At 45.7% G+C, this 18,607-nt stretch carries 20 protein-coding genes; 1 reads left to right on the top strand and 19 read right to left on the bottom strand.

Going from position 1 to position 18,607, the window contains the following annotated elements; all coding sequences use genetic code 11:
* Window positions 1-19 precede the first annotated feature (19 nt).
* From AYK67_RS15780 to AYK67_RS15690, 19 genes are read right to left on the bottom strand one after another with little or no spacing between them, the layout of a single operon-like run.
* Window positions 20-745 carry an outer membrane lipoprotein-sorting protein gene (locus AYK67_RS15780; protein WP_068089086.1) on the bottom strand — a complete coding sequence of 242 codons (726 nt, stop codon included), beginning with the start codon at window positions 743-745 and terminating at the stop codon, window positions 20-22.
* Window positions 742-1,968 (bottom strand): ABC transporter permease, encoded by a 1,227-nt coding sequence (locus AYK67_RS15775; protein WP_068089083.1) that lies wholly within the window; start codon window positions 1,966-1,968, stop codon window positions 742-744. The genes AYK67_RS15780 and AYK67_RS15775 overlap by 4 nt, the downstream gene beginning before the upstream one ends.
* Window positions 1,961-2,671 (bottom strand): ABC transporter ATP-binding protein, encoded by a 711-nt coding sequence (locus AYK67_RS15770; RefSeq protein WP_068089081.1) that lies wholly within the window; start codon window positions 2,669-2,671, stop codon window positions 1,961-1,963. Before AYK67_RS15770 ends, AYK67_RS15775 begins: the two co-directional genes overlap by 8 nt.
* A gap of 3 nt (window positions 2,672-2,674) precedes the next feature.
* A complete protein-coding gene (locus AYK67_RS15765; protein WP_068089079.1) occupies window positions 2,675-3,241 on the bottom strand; it encodes a hypothetical protein in 567 nt (188 codons plus the stop codon).
* Between the two features lie 9 nt (window positions 3,242-3,250).
* Complete coding sequence (gene fabZ, locus AYK67_RS15760) at window positions 3,251-3,706, bottom strand: 3-hydroxyacyl-ACP dehydratase FabZ (RefSeq protein WP_068089076.1); 456 nt, start codon at window positions 3,704-3,706, stop codon at window positions 3,251-3,253.
* A gap of 8 nt (window positions 3,707-3,714) precedes the next feature.
* A complete protein-coding gene (locus tag AYK67_RS15755) occupies window positions 3,715-4,932 on the bottom strand; it encodes a beta-ketoacyl-[acyl-carrier-protein] synthase family protein (protein ID WP_068089073.1) in 1,218 nt (405 codons plus the stop codon).
* Window positions 4,929-5,888 (bottom strand): ACP S-malonyltransferase, encoded by a 960-nt coding sequence (locus tag AYK67_RS15750; protein ID WP_068089070.1) that lies wholly within the window; start codon window positions 5,886-5,888, stop codon window positions 4,929-4,931. Before AYK67_RS15750 ends, AYK67_RS15755 begins: the two co-directional genes overlap by 4 nt.
* On the bottom strand, window positions 5,885-7,051 hold the full coding sequence (locus tag AYK67_RS15745; protein WP_068089068.1) for a beta-ketoacyl synthase N-terminal-like domain-containing protein: 1,167 nt from the start codon (window positions 7,049-7,051) through the stop codon (window positions 5,885-5,887). The genes AYK67_RS15750 and AYK67_RS15745 overlap by 4 nt, the downstream gene beginning before the upstream one ends.
* Window positions 7,018-7,848 (bottom strand): hypothetical protein, encoded by an 831-nt coding sequence (locus tag AYK67_RS15740; RefSeq protein WP_068089065.1) that lies wholly within the window; start codon window positions 7,846-7,848, stop codon window positions 7,018-7,020. The genes AYK67_RS15745 and AYK67_RS15740 overlap by 34 nt, the downstream gene beginning before the upstream one ends.
* The gene (locus tag AYK67_RS15735; protein ID WP_068089062.1) at window positions 7,835-9,151 is read right to left on the bottom strand and encodes a hypothetical protein; all 1,317 of its coding nucleotides are present in this window, start codon (window positions 9,149-9,151) and stop codon (window positions 7,835-7,837) included. The genes AYK67_RS15740 and AYK67_RS15735 overlap by 14 nt, the downstream gene beginning before the upstream one ends.
* Window positions 9,151-10,137 (bottom strand): glycine cleavage T C-terminal barrel domain-containing protein, encoded by a 987-nt coding sequence (locus AYK67_RS15730; RefSeq protein WP_068089059.1) that lies wholly within the window; start codon window positions 10,135-10,137, stop codon window positions 9,151-9,153. The genes AYK67_RS15735 and AYK67_RS15730 overlap by 1 nt, the downstream gene beginning before the upstream one ends.
* Window positions 10,137-10,442 carry an acyl carrier protein gene (locus tag AYK67_RS15725; RefSeq protein ID WP_068089056.1) on the bottom strand — a complete coding sequence of 102 codons (306 nt, stop codon included), beginning with the start codon at window positions 10,440-10,442 and terminating at the stop codon, window positions 10,137-10,139. The genes AYK67_RS15730 and AYK67_RS15725 overlap by 1 nt, the downstream gene beginning before the upstream one ends.
* Window positions 10,439-11,185: an SDR family NAD(P)-dependent oxidoreductase gene (locus tag AYK67_RS15720; protein ID WP_068089052.1), complete on the bottom strand. Its 747-nt coding sequence runs from the start codon at window positions 11,183-11,185 to the stop codon at window positions 10,439-10,441. Before AYK67_RS15720 ends, AYK67_RS15725 begins: the two co-directional genes overlap by 4 nt.
* Entirely contained in the window at window positions 11,182-11,625 is a 444-nt protein-coding gene (locus AYK67_RS15715) for a YbgC/FadM family acyl-CoA thioesterase (protein ID WP_068089049.1), read from the bottom strand. Before AYK67_RS15715 ends, AYK67_RS15720 begins: the two co-directional genes overlap by 4 nt.
* Window positions 11,622-13,946 carry a beta-ketoacyl-[acyl-carrier-protein] synthase family protein gene (locus AYK67_RS15710; RefSeq protein ID WP_068089046.1) on the bottom strand — a complete coding sequence of 775 codons (2,325 nt, stop codon included), beginning with the start codon at window positions 13,944-13,946 and terminating at the stop codon, window positions 11,622-11,624. Before AYK67_RS15710 ends, AYK67_RS15715 begins: the two co-directional genes overlap by 4 nt.
* Before the next feature lie 11 nt (window positions 13,947-13,957).
* Complete coding sequence (locus AYK67_RS15705; RefSeq protein ID WP_068089043.1) at window positions 13,958-14,722, bottom strand: SDR family NAD(P)-dependent oxidoreductase; 765 nt, start codon at window positions 14,720-14,722, stop codon at window positions 13,958-13,960.
* Window positions 14,719-15,369 (bottom strand): Rossmann-fold NAD(P)-binding domain-containing protein, encoded by a 651-nt coding sequence (locus AYK67_RS15700; RefSeq protein ID WP_068089041.1) that lies wholly within the window; start codon window positions 15,367-15,369, stop codon window positions 14,719-14,721. The genes AYK67_RS15705 and AYK67_RS15700 overlap by 4 nt, the downstream gene beginning before the upstream one ends.
* A gap of 40 nt (window positions 15,370-15,409) precedes the next feature.
* Window positions 15,410-15,712, bottom strand: a complete 303-nt coding sequence (locus AYK67_RS15695) for a phosphopantetheine-binding protein (RefSeq protein ID WP_068089038.1) — start codon at window positions 15,710-15,712, stop codon at window positions 15,410-15,412.
* 23 nt (window positions 15,713-15,735) lie between these two features.
* Complete coding sequence (locus tag AYK67_RS15690) at window positions 15,736-16,527, bottom strand: ApeI family dehydratase (protein ID WP_068089035.1); 792 nt, start codon at window positions 16,525-16,527, stop codon at window positions 15,736-15,738.
* 1,288 nt (window positions 16,528-17,815) lie between these two features.
* On the opposite strand from AYK67_RS15690, the gene AYK67_RS15685 reads away from it, so the two are divergent.
* Window positions 17,816-18,484 carry a LytTR family DNA-binding domain-containing protein gene (locus AYK67_RS15685; protein ID WP_162265129.1) on the top strand — a complete coding sequence of 223 codons (669 nt, stop codon included), beginning with the start codon at window positions 17,816-17,818 and terminating at the stop codon, window positions 18,482-18,484.
* Window positions 18,485-18,607 lie beyond the last annotated feature (123 nt).

The raw sequence follows: 18,607 nt of genomic DNA, 5'->3' as shown, positions 1-18,607 counted from the left end.
GAAAACTCAAATCAAAAAGCTAGAAACGCTGCAAATTTGAAGGTTGGAACCACGAAACTGGCGTATCCTTCAACTGATACTTAGAGTAATGCATCGTGGTTATTGCATTGCCAGCAAGGTGATCAACAATGCGTAGTTTAGTTGGACGTTGCCGCCCTAGAACTGACTTATATCCCTCAAAATAGGCCGTCTTTAAAAGACGTTTTCCGTTTGCTGAAAAAAACTTAGCCCTAAGTGGTCGAGAATCTTTTGCTGATACAACCAAAGCGATGCGTCCATATGCGGCTGCTTTGGATTTTGCTTTGAGGCTTAACGTTTTTTCACGACTGGAATCTGCATTCACACTCATGACTTTGTAATCTGCTGAGTACACAGTTCTCGCTATATCAGCACTGGAAACCCCGCCAAGCACTTGCTGCTGTGGAGATATCCGTAAAGGCCGACGAGATCCGGGTATGTAAACCCACATATTACGTCCAACAAATAGGATTGAGCGTCCCTTGTTCTTCTTTGGTGTCAGATAGCGCACAAGTCCCTTACTCTGATCCTTCACATTCACCTGCATCGTCAATGAGCTTTTCGAGCCGGTAGAGACTTTGATGTGGAACTGGAAGTTTTTGGCAGGTGCACGAATCTCATCCACCAGTCGCAACAGATCTTCACCATTTTCGGCAAGGGTTTGTGTCAACGAACCGGCGAAAAACACCGTTGCTGTTACTAACGTTAAAATGAATCGATTAATCATTTTTTTTGCAAAGCCTCAATAATGTTTGCCCGTGATGCAACCCATGACGGATAGATTGAAGAGATAAGTGATGCAGTCATTGCCAAAGCAACTGCACTTGCTAAAACTTCAAATGTGATTGGAAAATAGGCTTGATATCCCTCAGACATCGAAGGTGGAGGAGGCATTGGAATACCCCCAAAAGTGTCAACAAGTGTAGAGAGGCCGTAGGCCAGTGCAACACCAGATCCACTTCCAAGCAGACCGATAAAAATTCCCTCATACAGGAACATCCAAACCATTGTCCGACGAGGCGCTCCAATGGCACGTAAGGCACCAATCTCACCGAGGCGTTCAAAGACAGCCATACTCATAGTATTGGCAACCGAGAACATAACAACGATCGAGACGATTACTGCGAAAATACGGAAAAAGCCAGTGTAAAGCGAGTAAACGGCCTCATAAAAACCTGCCAACTCATCCCACTGCTTAAATTCATATTGCTCTGGCATGTTAGCCAATGCGGCTTCAATTTTTGGCCGAACGATAGGTAGCGTTTCGGTTTTTTCCAACAGAACAATAACTCGGTCGACACCGTCTGTCTCAAGAGCGCTTTGAGCCAACTGGATAGGAATTTTCACGAATACGCTGTCATATTCTGTCGAACCGGTGCGTACAATACCAACAATCTGAAAGTCAACTGCATTGATGATGCCATCTACTGAAGTTGTCATGACAGTAACCCAATCACCAATTTTTGCCCCTAAGCCATGGGCCAGTTCTCGTCCAATAACTCCAACATCGCTGTCACCAATGAGTAGGTTTCGCCCTTCCTCAACAATCTCAAAATCGACGAACTCTTCATCCCTTTCTGGATCAACTCCTATTACCGACATGTTGACTGTTGCATTGCCGATACCGCCGATACCTGAAAAGGTAAGCCTTTGAGTAACACTAGAAATTTCTGGTATATTTTCGAGAGCTTTTTGTAATGTACTTAAATTCTCAATCTTTGCAGAGCCGGGATCAACAATACGCTTTTCCCAATAACCCTTGGCATAAATCTGCATATGCCCTAATTGGGTACGGATCGTTGTTTCTCTCAATCCCTCAAAAGAGAAATTAATAAACGCCCCAAAAGAAATCAGTGCAGTACAACCCACTGCAATCGATAGGATTGTAATGAGAGATCGACGAGTATTTCGAAGAGTATTAAGTGTTGCCAAATAAAACAGATCAAGCATGAGCCAACACCTCTTGCCTTTGAATCTGCTTTTGCTCAATAAGCTTGCCATCCACGAGTTCTATGCGCTGTAAAGCATGAGCAACAACCATTGGATCGTGTGTTGCCATAAGGAATGTAACACCTGCATTTTCATTAAGGCTTCTCATCAAAACAACGATCTCTTCTGCGGTCTTGCGATCAAGGTTTGCAGTTGGCTCATCAGCTAAAACTACAGAAGGTTCGGTAGCAAGAGCGCGGGCAATTGCGACCCGCTGCCTTTGCCCTCCAGATAGCTTACCTGGCACTTTGTTGAGGTGACCCTTCAATCCAACTAGTTCCAGCTTTTCTCTTGCAATTTCCATACGTTTGGAACGCTTTATACCCTGAAAGTACAAAGGCCAAGCAACATTCTCAGTCGCACTTAATACAGGAAGTAGATGAAAGGATTGAAATACAAAACCAATCATCCTGCTGCGAAATCCAGCCAATTGCCAGTCCGACAATTCTCCCAGCTCAACAACACCAACCTTGATGTTTCCGTGTTGTGGCCGGTCAAGAGCGCCTATGAGGTTGAGCAGAGTACTTTTTCCACTTCCAGATGGACCGGATACGGTCGCAAAGGCTCCGCTTGGAAGCTCAAGGCTTGCCGCACGCAGAATAGGCAGAGTATTACCATCCGTTTGGTAAGCATAGGAAAGCTCACGAATACTAATATTGCCCACGGGTCATTTCCCTGCCAAGAGAGATTTGGCTTGTGCGGCTTTGTTGGCCCAATCGCTTTTCTTGGGAGCAACATCTTCAAGCTTGGCATAAATCCCCAGCATTGGACCTGCCAATTTGGGTGTTGGTGCAGAAGAATACAATTCATCTAGGAGCAACATATCCTCAAGGGCAGTGTCACTCCGACCAAACATGGAAGGAAGATTAGACGTCACATTTGCGCGAATTAGGCGGATAACAAAATTTTGAGGTGCCAGAGTGACGGCCTGATCCAGATAACGAAGCCCGCGATTTGTGTAGCGGATCTTGTTTGTCACAACACTCGCTTCCCGGGCTGAAATTGCATAGCTGCTACCCAGGTAAGCCAGAGCCAGAGCATTTTCAGGTTCCGACTTCACAAGATTTGTGAAAGCATCGATAGATTGCTTGATTGCCTCTTCATTACCTTCACGAGCTTGATCATGTAGAGATTTGGCACTTTTGAACGTAACAGAGGACTGAGCACTGCTCATTTGCACTATTGAGGTAAGTGAGAAGAAAAGAACAAAGACAAAGGGAAATAATTTAAACATGAAAATCACCTAGTTAACGATTGCGATACTTAATTCACCAGAGGCAACCTGCCCCTCGTCTGTCGTCACAACAGCTTTTACTCGAGACATATCCTTTAGTTTGCGGAGAAGTTTAACCTCTCCACTCAACTGATTTCCGGGCACAACAGGCCTGTTGAATTTCATATTGAAACCGACACAGAAGAAACGAGTATTAGCTGGATCGGGCACTTGATCCTCTGTTGAGGTGGCTCCCATAAACGCAGAGGTTTGGAGCAAGAACTCGGTTACCAGGACCCCTGGCATCACAGGGTACTCTGGAAAGTGGCCACCAAAATATGGTTCATTGATTGTGACGTTCTTCATGCCCAAAGCGTAGCCAGGCCCTGCTTTTAGAATTCGGTCGACCATTAAAAAAGGATATCGATGAGGCAATCTTCTAGTTATCGCCTCAATATCATATTGCTGATAAACAACCCGATTCATTTTTAATCCTATCCAAGTTCAATACAAATGCTGCAATTAGAGCCGCCAAATCCAAGTGTGTTGGACAGAACCAGAGACGGCTTTGCAGGTCGAGGAATTGCCGATATGGCAAGTGGGTTCTGAGTGTCAGGCTCTTCAAAATTGAGGGTTGGAGGAATGAAGTTGCCGCGTCCCGCAGCAAGGATTGCAGCAACATTCATTGTTCCCGCAGCACCCAGTGTGTGGCCCACCATTGACTTGATTGAACTACATGGCACATCACCAGCGGCTGAACCCAATAAACCATGAATGGCTTTCGCCTCTATAGCATCGTTATGGATTGTTCCAGTGCCATGAGTACAGACAAAATCCACTTGGGTTTCTGTAGCGCCTGCCATCTCTAAAGCCATCTGCATTGCACGTTTAGGCCCTTGCGCCGTTACATCCGGTGCTGTCATGTGATGTGCATCTGAGGTAAGGCCATGTCCACGCACTTTTGCCAGTACAGGCGCATTCCGCTTGGCCGCAAAGTCAGCCCCCTCAATGATAAGGGTTGCCGCACCTTCACCCAGCACCAGCCCCTTACGGTTCTTGTCGAAGGGGCGACAAAGATCTGGAGAAACATTGCGCATAACTGTAAAGCCAGCGCAGGAGACTTCGGACATTGGATCGAAGCCAGACACCACTACTACATCAACTTTGTTTGCACGGATAAGGTCAAGCGCAGAAGCAATTGCAAGGTTTGAGGATGTACAAGCCGTTGAGAACACTAAATTAGGGCCAAGAGTGCCTATATGGATGCAAACCCGATACCCTGCGGAGTGAATAGAGTAATCCTTTAAATCTGCAACGCGTCTGTGCCCGTTTCTATGATCCCGATAATACCTTACACCGGTTCTCGCCCCGCCAAGTGTCGAACCGGAAAGGACTGCTCCACGCATTGGATCAACACTCGCCCAATCTAGTCCAGCAGCTTGCGTAGCTTCTTGCAACGTTGCCAGAACCAGGGAGGAACTGCGATCCATCCGGCGGGCACCATGCTTGGCTTTAACAGCCTCCTCATCAAAGTAGATTGCTTCACAAGCATTAGGATTGCGTAAGCCTTCTGGCAGGAAGCTTTGGATCGGGCGCACTCCTGATGAACCTTTTATTAGGGCTTCCTGAAACTCTGCAAAACAATTGGAAACAGAATTAACAACGCCGCAGCCGGTTATTACGGCTTCACGATTAGTATAAACTGGGATCATGTTGCATCCTCATTAAGGCTGTTTGCCTTGATGCTGTCGCACTGCTTCTGCATATAGCGATTGAGAAGTGTCGGTGTGCCTGTACTGCCGACTGGGGTTTTGCGTGAATGACGCAATAACAAACTAGTCAGTACCTTGCCTGGGCCAACTTCACAGTATTCTGAAATGCCAAGACAGCTGAGTTTTGCCATGACCTGAAACCATGAGACGCGAGACGTCATGTGCTTTTTCAGATCATCTCTAATATCTTCCGGCGAATGCAAAATTCTCCCAGTAGAGTTACTCAGGACAACTCTTTCTGGCTTATGGAAAGTAACTGTATCGATAATATCCGCAAACGCTTCAGCCTCTTCATCCAGCAGAGGAGTGTGAAAAGCACCTGAGACATTCAAAGGAATCCAACGTCCACCAGCAGCAATCAGTACATCTTTGGCTTGGTTAAGCTGATCAGCACGACCAGAAACAACGATCTGATCAAACAGGTTGACATTCGCAGGCCAGATATCTAGATCGCCTTTCTCAAGGCAGTCATTAACAACAGTCTCAGATAGTCCCTGAACCACTCCCATCCCACCAGCTTGCCTAGCATTAGCAGAAAGCATCAACCTGCCACGCTCGCGTACCAGCATTGAGGCATCTTTCAAATCCAAAACACCTGCTATTGTTAGTGCAGAAAAATGGCCAAGGCTGTGCCCAGCCACCGCGATTGATGAGAGATGCTTTTCCTGTAAGCATGCCGCCACTCCCATGGACATAGCGAAAATGCTGAGCTGGGCTCGATCAGTTTGTTTCAGATCATTTTCCCTCAAAGAGGAGATGTACTGGGTAACTGGTAAGTTACACGCCGTTTCAATCTCTTCAATAACCTTGTAAAATGTAGGTATTTGCAAAAAGTCTTTACCCATCGCTTGTCTCTGCGACCCCTGCCCAGGAAACAACCAGCAAGTTGTGTTCATAGTGCTTCCTTCACCAGAACGGAGCCAAATTGCCCATTCAAGCCAATGGCATTACAGAGTACATTTCGCAGCGTTACTTCATCTTTATTATTTGTCGGCTCAGTTGGAAAACGTCTTTCAGCAAAAGCTTGAACTGCAAGAGCAATCTCAAAAAACAACGAGCTTCCCATGGCGCAACCAAGAACGCTCTTGGCCGGAGTAATTCGTTTTTCTGTGGTTGAAAACACCTTTTCAATCGCATTGGTCTCTAGCTGGAACTCAACATTTGTCCCAGTAGCTCCTGGGATAATTTTATGAACATGTGCAGGGGTAATTTCAGCATCTTCCAGACAGCTGTTTATCGCTGCGATCATCCCACCTCCGGCTTTATCTGGCTTACCAACGGCTGCAGTATCATTGCTAAACCCAACACCTGTGATTTCAGCTAGAACCTTGGCTTCACGTTTTTTAGCAACTGATGTCTGTTCCAGTACCAACGCCACCGCTCCTTCCGCCATCACAGCGCCAGAAGTAAGGCTTCCATCAGCGTTGTAGCCAGCGTGCCACTTCAAATCGTGCAAGCCGACTTGCAAAGCGTCACATAGCTCTTCGGAGCAAATTGCAATGGCCGTTGTGATGTTTGGTTGAGCTAGTAAGAGTTGCGCTTGATACAAAACGGCAGCACCTGAATTGCTACTGGCAGGCACGACTTGAATCGCCCCGGTAATGCCGTAATGAATGCTGGCTAGACTGGCTGGAGCATTGAAGACAGATTCCTGAAAGGTGCGCGGTTTAACACCTGCTGGCCCTTGATCGATCAAATCATCGTAGATCTGCTGAGTTGCTGCACCCGGTCCATTGGACGTACCGAATATAATCGCAATTTCAGAGTTTTTTTTCCTGCGATCCAAAATAATTCCAGCTTGTTGAAGCGCTCGGTTGATTGCGAACATAGCGTATTGAGAAACCAGAGGAGCACGGGAAAGCTGACCAGTTCCAAATTCCTGCCGCATGTCAACTTTATGCGCTTCAGAAGAAGGGAGACCATGATCAAAACGCTCCGCTGCTGGAAATGGTTGCGGCCCCCTTTCACATGCCACCCACAAATCTTCTAGGGTTGTACCAAATGGTCCAACCATCCCAATACCTGTTATTGCAACTGAGTTAGGCTGGTTGCTTTCCATCTTGCAAACTCCTTTATTTCTTTTATTCCCGCCCGTCTGGAAAGCTTGTCCCAAGCGTTCTTTGCGGCCGCTTTATCTCCTCTCGCCTCAAGCCATTGAGCATAGGCAAGATAGAACTCATCTCGGAAAGTTTCATACTGAAGAACTTGTTTGTACTTAGGATTGCTTGATGGGTCTTCGACCCAGCTCAGCAAGAGCCGCATATCGTTTCCAACGCTTTCTTTCGACACAAAGATGTCAGGCATCGCAGAAAGGGTAGATGCTCGAATAAGCCGGGAGATCGGATCAAACTCATCAAGCGCTACAGCCTCATCCAGATACTTATTTGCCTGCAATACGTTATAGATCCGAGCAAATCCGATACCTGGAAAAACCTGCCAATATCCTTGTATTGGATAGTCACGAGCAATCAGAGCGTGAGCAGATCCCAGCCAGGCTCGAGCCTGCGCAAACTGCGACAGCGTTTCTGTGGCCTCAAGAAGCTTATCCTTTGCAAAAGCCACCCAAAGAGGATCATGTGTTATTGAGCCTATTCGATAAGCAGCCAGGCCAGCAGTAAAGGTATCCCCTTCAGAAGAGTTCTCCTCCCGCCACAGATACGTTGCTTCCCTCAAGCGCCTCTGGTTCCAACGCTGGATTGCATCTTCAGCGGAATCCTTCTGAACCGTTACAACCAGCTCAGGCATCTGCGGGGACCCAATCAACTGCAATTCGCTGTACGCAAAGAGAACGAGGCCAAGCAAGATCCAGCAAGCTGAAAATAATCTAACACCTTTTCTGAAGCTAATGCGTTTCATGCCTTATGCCCTCCTTTGCGAGAGCTAGGCCTTTGAAGTTTTCCCAAACTTCCTGTAGAGCAAGTATTTTGAAGAACTTTTCGATTACGTATGGCTGCAAACACTCCATCACTTCTTTACCAGTCGAAGTCTGAGTGTCTAGGCGGATTGCATCAGCAAGATCCATCACCATTGGAATGGCAGTCAAACCATACCCGGTGGAATCTTCTTCCCCACCGGAGTAGTAGCCATCCGACATCGCATGAAAACCGATCTTCGAGTATAGCTTTTCTTGGAATGCAAAGCTGTCATTGACAATCGTATGTACTCTCAGCTCCGCAGACTTCTCAACGATGCATTTGAATAGGCCAATGAGCAAATTTCGCTCTAGTCGGTATCTAGGCATAACACCAAGACGCCCAACTTCAATAACAGCTCCCCTCTCGCGATAGGTAGTAGCATTAAAGTCTGTCTCGCTTTCAATCGGCAGCCCTTTTTCTGCATGGTCGAGAAACATACAGATTCCACCAACGGCTTTACCTTGGTGCCGGACAAGAAAAGGAACCTGATGTCCGGGGCGTTTTGCATCCGAGTTTCGATGTTCCTGTTCAATCTTGGCCCTATCAATTTTCTTGCGGCTTCCCGAAGCGCGCTGCAGATCACTTACATAGGCTGTGGCGATGACCCTATAAAACTCGTCGCGCTGTCGTTCATTCTGCACCTGTTCAAACTCAAACTTCCCAAGTTTAAAGCGAGCCTGTCGGTCAAACTTAGCACCCATGGAAATGAAATTTAGCCAGATAGTGCCAAGAGCTCCAAGTATCATTAGTCCCATTGGTACATAAAGGAAGAGAATGTTCGGCATCAGGTAGATGCTAGAAAATGCAGCACATACATGCAGTAGCCCCCACATCAGGGAGGCACGATAATGCAATGTATAAAACCCGTTTCCCTTGGAGTAGAAAATTGTGAAAGGCTTACCTAAGGCGAGTAGAAACAAAATTAGGACTGCAAGAACTGAATAGATAATAGGAGCAGAATATGCAGACCATGCAATGTCTTCGACCGCAAAGCGTGCTATAGCAAGCATCATATAAAAAACACTCATAAGGCGTGTTACTGGAGACCACACACCAATACGTTTTTCATAAGTCCACAATGCGAGATAGAGTGCACACGAGATAAATGGCGCAACGAAGATTGGTACAAAGTACAAGCAACTCAGTGCTAACAACATAACAACCAAACTCAAGAGCATCAGTCGTACGGCAGCGCGTAGAAATACCCCGTCTCGGGTTGAGGGTTTATCACCAGAGTTCGACATCAAGCGGCCTGCTCTAAAGAATTGCGGACAGAAACACTAAGGAATGCTGGTGCTGACACTGTACTTGCAAGGCCAATTTGGGTTGCCAGCATTAAGCCGGGAGCACAAATATCTTTTTGCAGATAAGCAATAGCGATCCATTTTTCCAGCGTAGGTGAGAAAAACGCAGACTGAATCCAACCAACTTCCTGCCCCTCAACAGCAAGCTGGCCCCCAGCTTCGACGACATCAGTCTCCAAAACCACCAGCATGCATAGATTTCTGATGGTCTTCTTCTTTGCGTCCAGCGCACTCCTTCCACGTAGTGAGTTTTTTTGAAAGTCGATCATCCATTGCAAACCAGTTTCGAACACAGACACACCCGGTGGAATGTCGCGCTTGGTGTTTAGAATTCGCATCTCAGCCATCATTGCTGGTAAGCCATCAGAAGACACTAAAAGATCTTTTCCGCTCTGATCAGCAAATTGACGCAGTAAGTCGGCTTGTTGGTTTTTTCCGCTAAACAGATGAAGCTCATATTCTCCGAAATAGCCAATCCGCATAGCCAAGACAGATTCCGGCAACTCAAAAACACCTAGAAAACCAATAGAGTGAACATCGTCGCCCAACGTATTGACAGCTAGCGTCTCTGCATTTGGACCAGTTAGTATGAGGTGAGAGGTATTTGACTGCTTATCTGTAATGGAAATATCAAATTCAGATATAAGTTCAGACAGGACAGTTTCGATCACCTCTTTCTCTGAAGGTTCTGCCACCAGCAAGTAGCTATTTTCGATCACTGCGATCCATAAAATGGCGTCAACACCACCGGTTAGAGAAGGAATAAGCGTGTTGATTGCGTGTCCGTCGAACAATTCATGCATATTGGCTCCAACCACACTATCCAGTGCAGCGCATGCATCAGGCCCGGAAACCTGAATTCTTACCCAGCAATCACAATCTACAATACCCACATCATTGCGAAGAACTTCATAAGTACCAGACATTAGGCCACGTCCTCTAAATCTGTTTTGAATTCAACAAGATCAACAATGGAATTGATGGATCTGATTTCGCGCATATCGCTGTCTTCAATGCGAAGATCGAAGTTAGATTCGATCGCTACAACGATCTCAAGTGCGTCTACAGAATCTAGACCAAGGCCGATTCCGAACAATAAACAATCATCAGGGATGTCTTCTGGTTCTCGATCCAGCACCAAACAGTCGATGAGAATTTCTTTGAGGCGAAATGTCATTTCATGCCTGCGTGCAGTAATGGCACGCGCTTGCTCTAAGCTATGTGGGTTCATGTGTAAGCTCCACCGCTGATATTGATAGTTGTCCCGTTAACGAATGTTGAGAGATCTGAGCCGAGAAAGACACAAGGACCCGCGACTTCTAAAGGTGTGCCGATGCGGCCAAGAGGAATATTTCTGGTGATTTCTTTGTGTGCTGAAGCCGGCATTTTGCGGGTCATTTCTGTGTCTATTACGCCTACATACAAGGCGTTAACAAGCACATTGAATTTGCCGAGTTCTCTTGCCAGCGACTTCGTAAAGCCAACAACTGCTGCTTTAGAGGCTGAATAGTTACATTGCCCTGGTCGGCCGGAAAGTGCAGAGATTGAGCTCACCTGAATGATACGTCCTCTGCGTTGCTTCATCATTTGCCGTGCAGCTTCTCGGGAGCATTGATATGTGCCTTTGAGATTAACTGACATTACGTCATCAAACTCATCTTCTCGCATAAGCATCAGAGGTTTATCGCGTGTAACACCAGCATTATTGATCAGAATATCCAGTTTGTTGTGTCTACGAACTGCGCTGTCGACCAACTCACGGGCTGTGCTTTCCTTTTCAACACTGCCATAAACCGCAGTGCAGGACGCACCGGTTTCCTCAATCAATCTGATGGTTTCTTCCATCAGTTCTGAAGGTTTTGTTGAGTTTACAACTACATTGGCTCCGTTTTTCGCAAACTCCAGAGCAATTGCACGGCCAATACCTCGGGAAGCACCCGTAATGATGGCGACCTTGTCTTCCAGTAACCTCATTGGTCCACCTCGATTGGAGCTAAGGCGCGCTTGAAACCTTCAGTTACATAATTTGGATACATGATTGGCCGAAGTGTATTACGGCAGATGCAAATTAGTTCTGCAGTCACGATACAAATTGGCGTGGGGCCTCGACGAATAGTACTGATCCAGACAGAACTGGCAGAGGCAAGTTTGTTCAGGTGTGTTTGCACAGTCAGAGCATCGTCAAAGTGTGCCGGGTTGCGGTACTTAACATTTGAAGACCGCAAAGCCAGCCCAATATCTTTGTCATAAAACATAGCGCCAACATCGAGACCCAGCGCACGCATCGTTTCATTACGTCCACGCTCAGCCATCTCCAAGTATCGCGGGTGGTAGACAATACCACCAGCGTCCGTGTCTCCGAAGATCACCCGTAACTGGGTTTCAAAAAGATTGTTTACGATATGTGCATTCATTTGCCTTCTCCTTCCAAAACGAAGGCAAAAGCTTCACCAACCACGTCATAGCCCGCAGCAATAGAAATCTTACCATTTGGGGTGTTGGCAACCGCACAGTTTAGTGCCATGAGCGGACCTGATGAAGGCCCATAACCATAGATTTGAGCCGGACGATATATCTGGATTGACTCGCCACTGAAAACCTTTGCCAGTGCTTTGCTGCAAGCTGATTTTGTGACACTCGGTCCCTGATCCAACAACATAATCTGATGAATATTATCTGCCGCGACATTCGCAGCCGATAAAGCTTTATTCAAGACACGAGTTAATGCCTCGCCATCGCGTTGCATTGAGATATCAATAGGATCTTGTGAAACCGCCCAACCTATGAGTTTCCCCTGAACTTGCCCACCTCGGGCGTCCACTTCGGATCTTCGTTCAAGAGCAATTGCAGCTCCAGCCTCACCCAGCGACTGAGCACGTCTTGGACGTTTTTCTTTGGTTTTTGCAACTACACCGGCTCGATGATAGATTTTCTCCAGAGCAGGGGTAAGCTCATCACATGACACCACAGCCGCCCGGTCTTGCCTCTGGTATTTAACAAGATCTGCAGCATAAGCGGCAGCTGAGGCTGATCCGGTAACGGTTGTCGTAAAACCCTTAATCTGGAAAGCCATGGATGCTGCACCGCCCGTAGCATTGAGTGTGATCATTGGAAAAAAATGAGCATTTGCCAAAGCCGGGTTTCCCAAGAAAACACTCTCAAGATATTTTTCGGTCGGTTTCTGTGCGCCAAAGACAACACCGCTGATAATTCCAGACCTTAGGTTCTCGGCATACAGATCATGCTCATCACCTAACGCATCTTTGAGTGCAAGCAGAGCAAATTTTGTGCTGCGGGCTGTACGTGCAAACGGGCGAAGCTCTTTGCTTGTAAATCGTGGGATGTTTGAAAGTGCTGATGTAAATCCAGTCTCCTCATCCAATTGAGCAAAACATTGCTGCGACTTTAGATGCTCAGCACTAGATTCTTTCACATCACCAGCGCAGGTGTGCAGCCCAATCCCTGTGATAACAACGTCATCTTCTTTGTAAGCAGGCACCTCATTGGAAGTATTTTTTCCATTCACTTCCAAAACCAGAGAACTGTTATTGCCACCAAATCCAAAATTATTAATCAGCAGCTTTTGAGGTGCCCCTGAATTATCCATTAGCTTGACATAGTTCAGGTGCTCACAGCCTTTACGAACGTCCTCCAATCTTAAATTTGCTGGAAGTTTGTTTTCCTGAGCAAGTAAGAGTGTTGAAATTGTTTCAATCACACCACTCGCACCAAGAGTATGACCGTAATAGCTCTTGGTTGAGCTGACCGGAACTTGTGAACCAAACATACGCTTCATAGCTCGGGTCTCTGCGCCGTCATTCGCCTCAGTGCCTGTACCATGTGCGTTGATATAAGAAATTTGTATTGGCGCAACATCAGCATCGTTCAAAGCACTGCGCATTGCATTTTCTGCACCAGTGCCGTCCTGATCAGGCGAAGTTGCATGATGCGCGTCACCTGACAGCCCATATCCAAGGACACGTGCCAGACTCACCAAATTTAGTTGTGCGCGCAGGCGGTCGCTGACTAAAACAACAATTCCTGCTCCCTCACCAAGACTCAGGCCTATTTGAGGGGAAAATGGCGCAGTTTTCTCAGGAGATAGAGCGCGCAGCGCATTGAACCCCGCCATAACAGAAACTGAGACGGTATCAGCACCACCCGCGATGACAACATCTGCTTGATCAGTACGAACAAGTTCTGCAGCAACTCCAATTGCTGAGTTAGAGCTTGCACAAGCAGACGATATGGTGAGCATACGCCCTTTCGCACCACAGAGCCGTTTGATGACCGAGGTACTACTGGAAACTAGAGTTGCTGCTAAGGTTTTTGGATCTACTTTTTCAAGTTCGGCATTAAGTGCCTTCACTGCTACATCTTCTGTGCTAACTAGGCCTGCATGAGAACTTCCCAAACACACAGAGATGCGCTCTGGTTCAATTTCAGAGAGATTCAAACCAGATTGCTTCAACGCTTCGTTATAAGCGGTAATTGTGAAAAGTGTTGCCCGGTCCATCCAATCGGCAGCTTTAATTTCCCCTTTCAAATCATAGGGAAATGACGATGCCAGTTCACTAAGGAACATGCTCGCGTCAAATAACTCAACCGGTGTAATTGAATCTTGACCATAGAGCATCGCCTTTTCAAGCTGAGCACAACTCTTACCCAATGGGCAATATACCCCCATACCTACAATATGTGCCGCAGATGTTCCTGATGCTTTGGTATGGCTCATACTTTCCTGCCTCAACGTAAGAATCCTCCGTCGATACGGTGTACGGTACCATTCAGGTATGTTGAGTTTGAAGATCCGAGGAACCAAGCGGTATCCGCCACTTCAGAAGGCTCCCCCATGCGAGGGGTCGCACTTGCCGCAAGCACGTGTTGATACATCTTCGGTTCAAGAATTTCGACCATCTCAGTGCGAATAAAGCCCGGTGCAATGGCGTTAACACGAACACCTTTTTCACCAAGCTCACGTGCAAGCAGACGGGTTTGACCAATAAGGCCGCCTTTCGTCGTGGAATAAGGGACTTGTCCTTCTTTGCCAGTGATACCCGCCATTGACGACATCATGACAACCGAACCTCCACGACCAGCTTCTGCTGATTTAATCAACTCAGGCGCAGCGGCAGTTGTCAAAAGCAAAGGCGCTATTAGATTACAGCTGATGAGGCTTTCATAATCGGTGGTTTTCATTGATGCGAAAGCGCCATCAAATGTGCTTCCAGCATTGTTTATTAGTACATCCAGCGCCTGAAACTCCTCGAGAGTTTGCTCAACAACATGCTTACATGCGGCTGGATTGATTAGATCGGCTTTGATCATAACGTAGGAAGCACCAAGCTTATCGAGCTCTATTGCAACACTGTCTGCTGTTGCCTGATTAGATCGATAAACCAGCGCTAAGTTCCAGCCCTCTTGTGCGTATCGCAGAGTAATGGATCGACCAATTCCCCGGGTAGCTCCAGTGATAAGCACAGTGCCCTTTGCATGTTCTTGAGTACTCATGCTGCAGTCTCCATCACACCTTTGCCAAGGCAAATTTGTCCACCGTTCAGAGGAGGATTAGAGGTTAGTAGCTGCCGGCAAAATTCTGCATATTCCTGCACAGTGCTTGGCGTAAATCGCATTGTGTAAACTTTGAGCGCATCACGCTGACTACGCCAGAGTTTGGAATCCACACTTTCCTTTGAAGGATGACATAGGACGGAATTGTATGAGATTTTTAGTCGGCCATACTCTTTCGCCAGTGACTTAATACAGGATGAGCGCATCTGATTAACAATCGGGCTTTGAGGCAACCCAACAATTTTTGATGCGACATCATCAATCCCAAGCGAAAGCAACTGGCCACCACCATGACGCATCATGGCCTGTGTTGCAGACCTGCAAGTCTCCAGAAAGTAACGCACTTCTGCTTCAATCGCCTGAGCAAGTGCAAGGGAATCATCCGAACCATATAGCTTTGATTTTAACGCGGTAGCTTCGCAAAAGCTTGGTGGACCTATCACTAAAGCACCTGGCCCCTGCAATTTTTCGAGCTCAGCTTGCACACCACCATTTCGTGCTGCGTTCACACATTCCAAGCCTGCTGCTGTACACGCCTCAACAATCGATCTGCTGAGCAAATGATCTATTTTGTCAAAGATTATCAAACTGGTAGCCCTGAATTAGAGGAGTTATCGCTTCACGGGTTCAAGCTGCAGTCGCTTTTGAAAAGCTCATGACCGTCTGAGTTAATTGTTCAATGCTAGAGCAATTATTCTCAATGAACTCCTTATCAACTTCAGGAAATGTAATCTTGAACTCCCGCTGCACACCGGCAATCACTTCCAACGCATCAACTGAATCTAGAGCAAGGCCGTCTTCATCAAACAACAGTTTGTCAGGAGTAATTTCATCCAGCTCGATACCAAGCTCTTCTAATTCCAGACCTTCGTAAATCACCTTCTCCTGAATGATCTTTGAAATTTCTTGTTCACTAAATTGGAATGTCATTTTGTCCTCCTCCTAAGGTAGCTTCAAGCAACTGGTTGTAATTCAAAGCCAGCCTTCGCAATTCTCTTTCGCCCGCTCGCAACGGAAACACGAAACCTGTAATCTTCGAGGGACTTAGTATTTACTGTCACAACATCCCCCGGTTTGACCGGTGCGTTAAAACTCAAAGCCTCAACACGTTTGAGGCGCAACGGAATTTCACTTTGTTTTTGGATGGCTGCGAGCATCATTTCTGCGATAAGAACACCAGGAGTGATAGGTTCTCCAGGGAAGTGGCCGCGATATACTTCACACTCGCGACTGGCTTGTGCAGATATGCTTTCTCCCTTTTCGTTTCCTTTTTCCTGCAGCTGGAAGATGGGTGATGTTGCGGAGAAACTAAAATCATGCTCGTTAGGGGAGTTAGGGATCAAGTCATTCGACAGATGTGTTGTGCCAACAAGGTGGGCACAGCGGACTTGCTCCTTGTCGTAGAATGTTCCCTCAAACTCGTGAAAATTCGAGGTGGTCTTTTGGTATTGTACCGTCACGCGTCGCACACTTTGCGGTGTGCTTAGCCATTCAAAAAAGCGAATTCCAGCGAAAACACCCCGACTTCTCTCACGTTTCAAACGAAGTCGCATGACCACACTAATGAGTTGTGCAGCACACTCTATGTGAAGCAAACTTAAATTAAGTTGAGCAGCCCAAGTTAACTTCTCCAATGGAAGCTCAACCGTTGCAGAGGCAAAACCATTTTCATTAAGTTGAGCACTTTCTAAAAACAGAAAAGGTGGTTTATGGCGAAGGATGGTATTTGTATCGACCTGCAACAACGAACTTGCCTCAGTATTTTCACAATTAAAAACTACATCTTTTCAAATACACACTTCACTGATTTTTGGTTGCCGATTTTCGCGAAATGGCAGCTAAAATTCGCGAAATGTTTCAATATGTCGGTATTTACTAAAGAAAATTGATATTGAATTCATATGGATACAAGTATAATTACAAATTATACTTGTATTCGGCTCACTTATGTATTGATCTCTCTTAAATAGTTCACGCTTCGCGAAATCTAGTATTTTTTTTGAATTTGGCGGCTGTGTTGCAAAAATAGAATTTTGGTTACGTCATCTCCAATACCCATATGGAGTTCATGCAGGAACCTTCTCGAACGTGGGCTGCCCTAAGATCATCAATTTGTTTGAGCTGTAACGCCCGTTTTACTTCTGTTCTATGATTTTCAAAATTACGCAATCAGAGCTGATAGGTGAGTCACGTTAATTTTCGGGCCAGATTGTTGATCTATTGTCTTTAACGCCATTTCTCATTCAGCCTGCGTGGAGTTGAAGGAGTGATGTTGTAGCGTGTTATTGTCGTCTCTTATTAAACCACCATCGCTGGGATATTAAGCTTCGCAAGCGACGACGCAAAACGTAAAACCATGTCAGAAGTAGGGCATGTCAGTCGCAAGGGCCACAACAATCGTGCGGAGAAAGCACATTTGCCTTTGCGAAAACGAGAGTGAGCCATGCAAAAGTTCAAGTCCTGAGGCAACTATAACCTCAACCAAGTGAACTTAACGATCCCCCTGATGCATCCTTAAACTTCGAAGGGTCTGGTGTATGGCTAGCATTCACAACTGAAAGATTATTATCTTTAAAACAACAATTTGTTCCTGATAGAAGATTTGGGTAATACAGTTTCTCAAGAGAAGGTTCGTTGAAGTCGATCCGGACCAAGAGCCTAGTACATGACAGGATATTTATAGAAGAATATATAATCTATAAAATAACTTATCCAAGATATTAGTTGTATAAAATTGCAGAATAGATACAAAAGAAAACCTTCAAATACTTATAAATATTCACTTTTAAGTTAGGTATACGTATTAATTATATACATAATACTAATTTACATATAAATTTGTTCATAATCTAATATTTATATTATATAACATCATCAAGGTTAGTTCTTAGTTACTGGTAGTGGAATATGTTAGGAATACTCTTAAGTAACAAACTATACTTACATGCGGCCGTTGGCTTTTGTGTCATAGCGTCGTTTTCTTTCATGGGTCCATTTGGGACCTATCAAGACCTAAGCTATCTTGAAAGAATAGTGTATTGGCTACTAGCAATTTCCATACCTTGGGCTTTAATCCAAACCACCATCTACCTATCCGTGAATATTTCCTTCTTACAAAAGTACTCACGTGCAACTCGAGCAATTTACGCGGTTCTTGCAAACACCTTTCCGATTGCTCTTTTTATTTCAGTCTTAGAATCTGAATTACGAGGTGCACCACCACCATTTCATTATCTATTGGCAATAACGGCAGTAACATCCGGCATTTTTTCCTTTTTGTTTGTTCAAGCAAAAAATATGAGCGAGATGAAACAAGCTAAGACTGTTACTCCAATTGACGCAGAAGAACCGGCAGAATCCTGTGATGGAACGCCGCTTTTCTGGCGAGTTCATACTGCTAAATTTGGCAAGAACATCCTCCATGTGTCAGCACAAGATCATTATGTACAAGTCACAACATGCAGAGGATCAACACTTATCCTGATGCGTTTTACTGATGTATTGCTACAACTCAACGTTATTGAAGGAGCACAAGTGCATCGCTCTCACTGGGTATCAAAGAACTCTACAGTTAAAATAGAAAAATCAAATGGAAAACTAAGTCTTCTACTACAAAACGGTACGAACGTTCCAATAAGCAAATCGAGATGTAATGAGTTAAAAAAAATAAGTTGGTTTGCAAAGATGTATGCATCTACTTAAACTAACTATCCAAATATCTCTATCACAAGAACTGCCTCTCGAAGAGATCGCCAACTTAAGTTTATTTGCAATATCTGTAAAACGTCACCTTTGAAATAATCAAAGCAATTCAATAAACCACAG

This window comes from Polycladidibacter stylochi, from assembly GCF_001562055.1.
Lineage (GTDB): Bacteria > Pseudomonadota > Alphaproteobacteria > Rhizobiales > Stappiaceae > Pseudovibrio > Pseudovibrio stylochi.
Note: the sequence above shows the minus strand (reverse complement) of the source record. Positions and strands in the feature narration are given on the sequence as shown.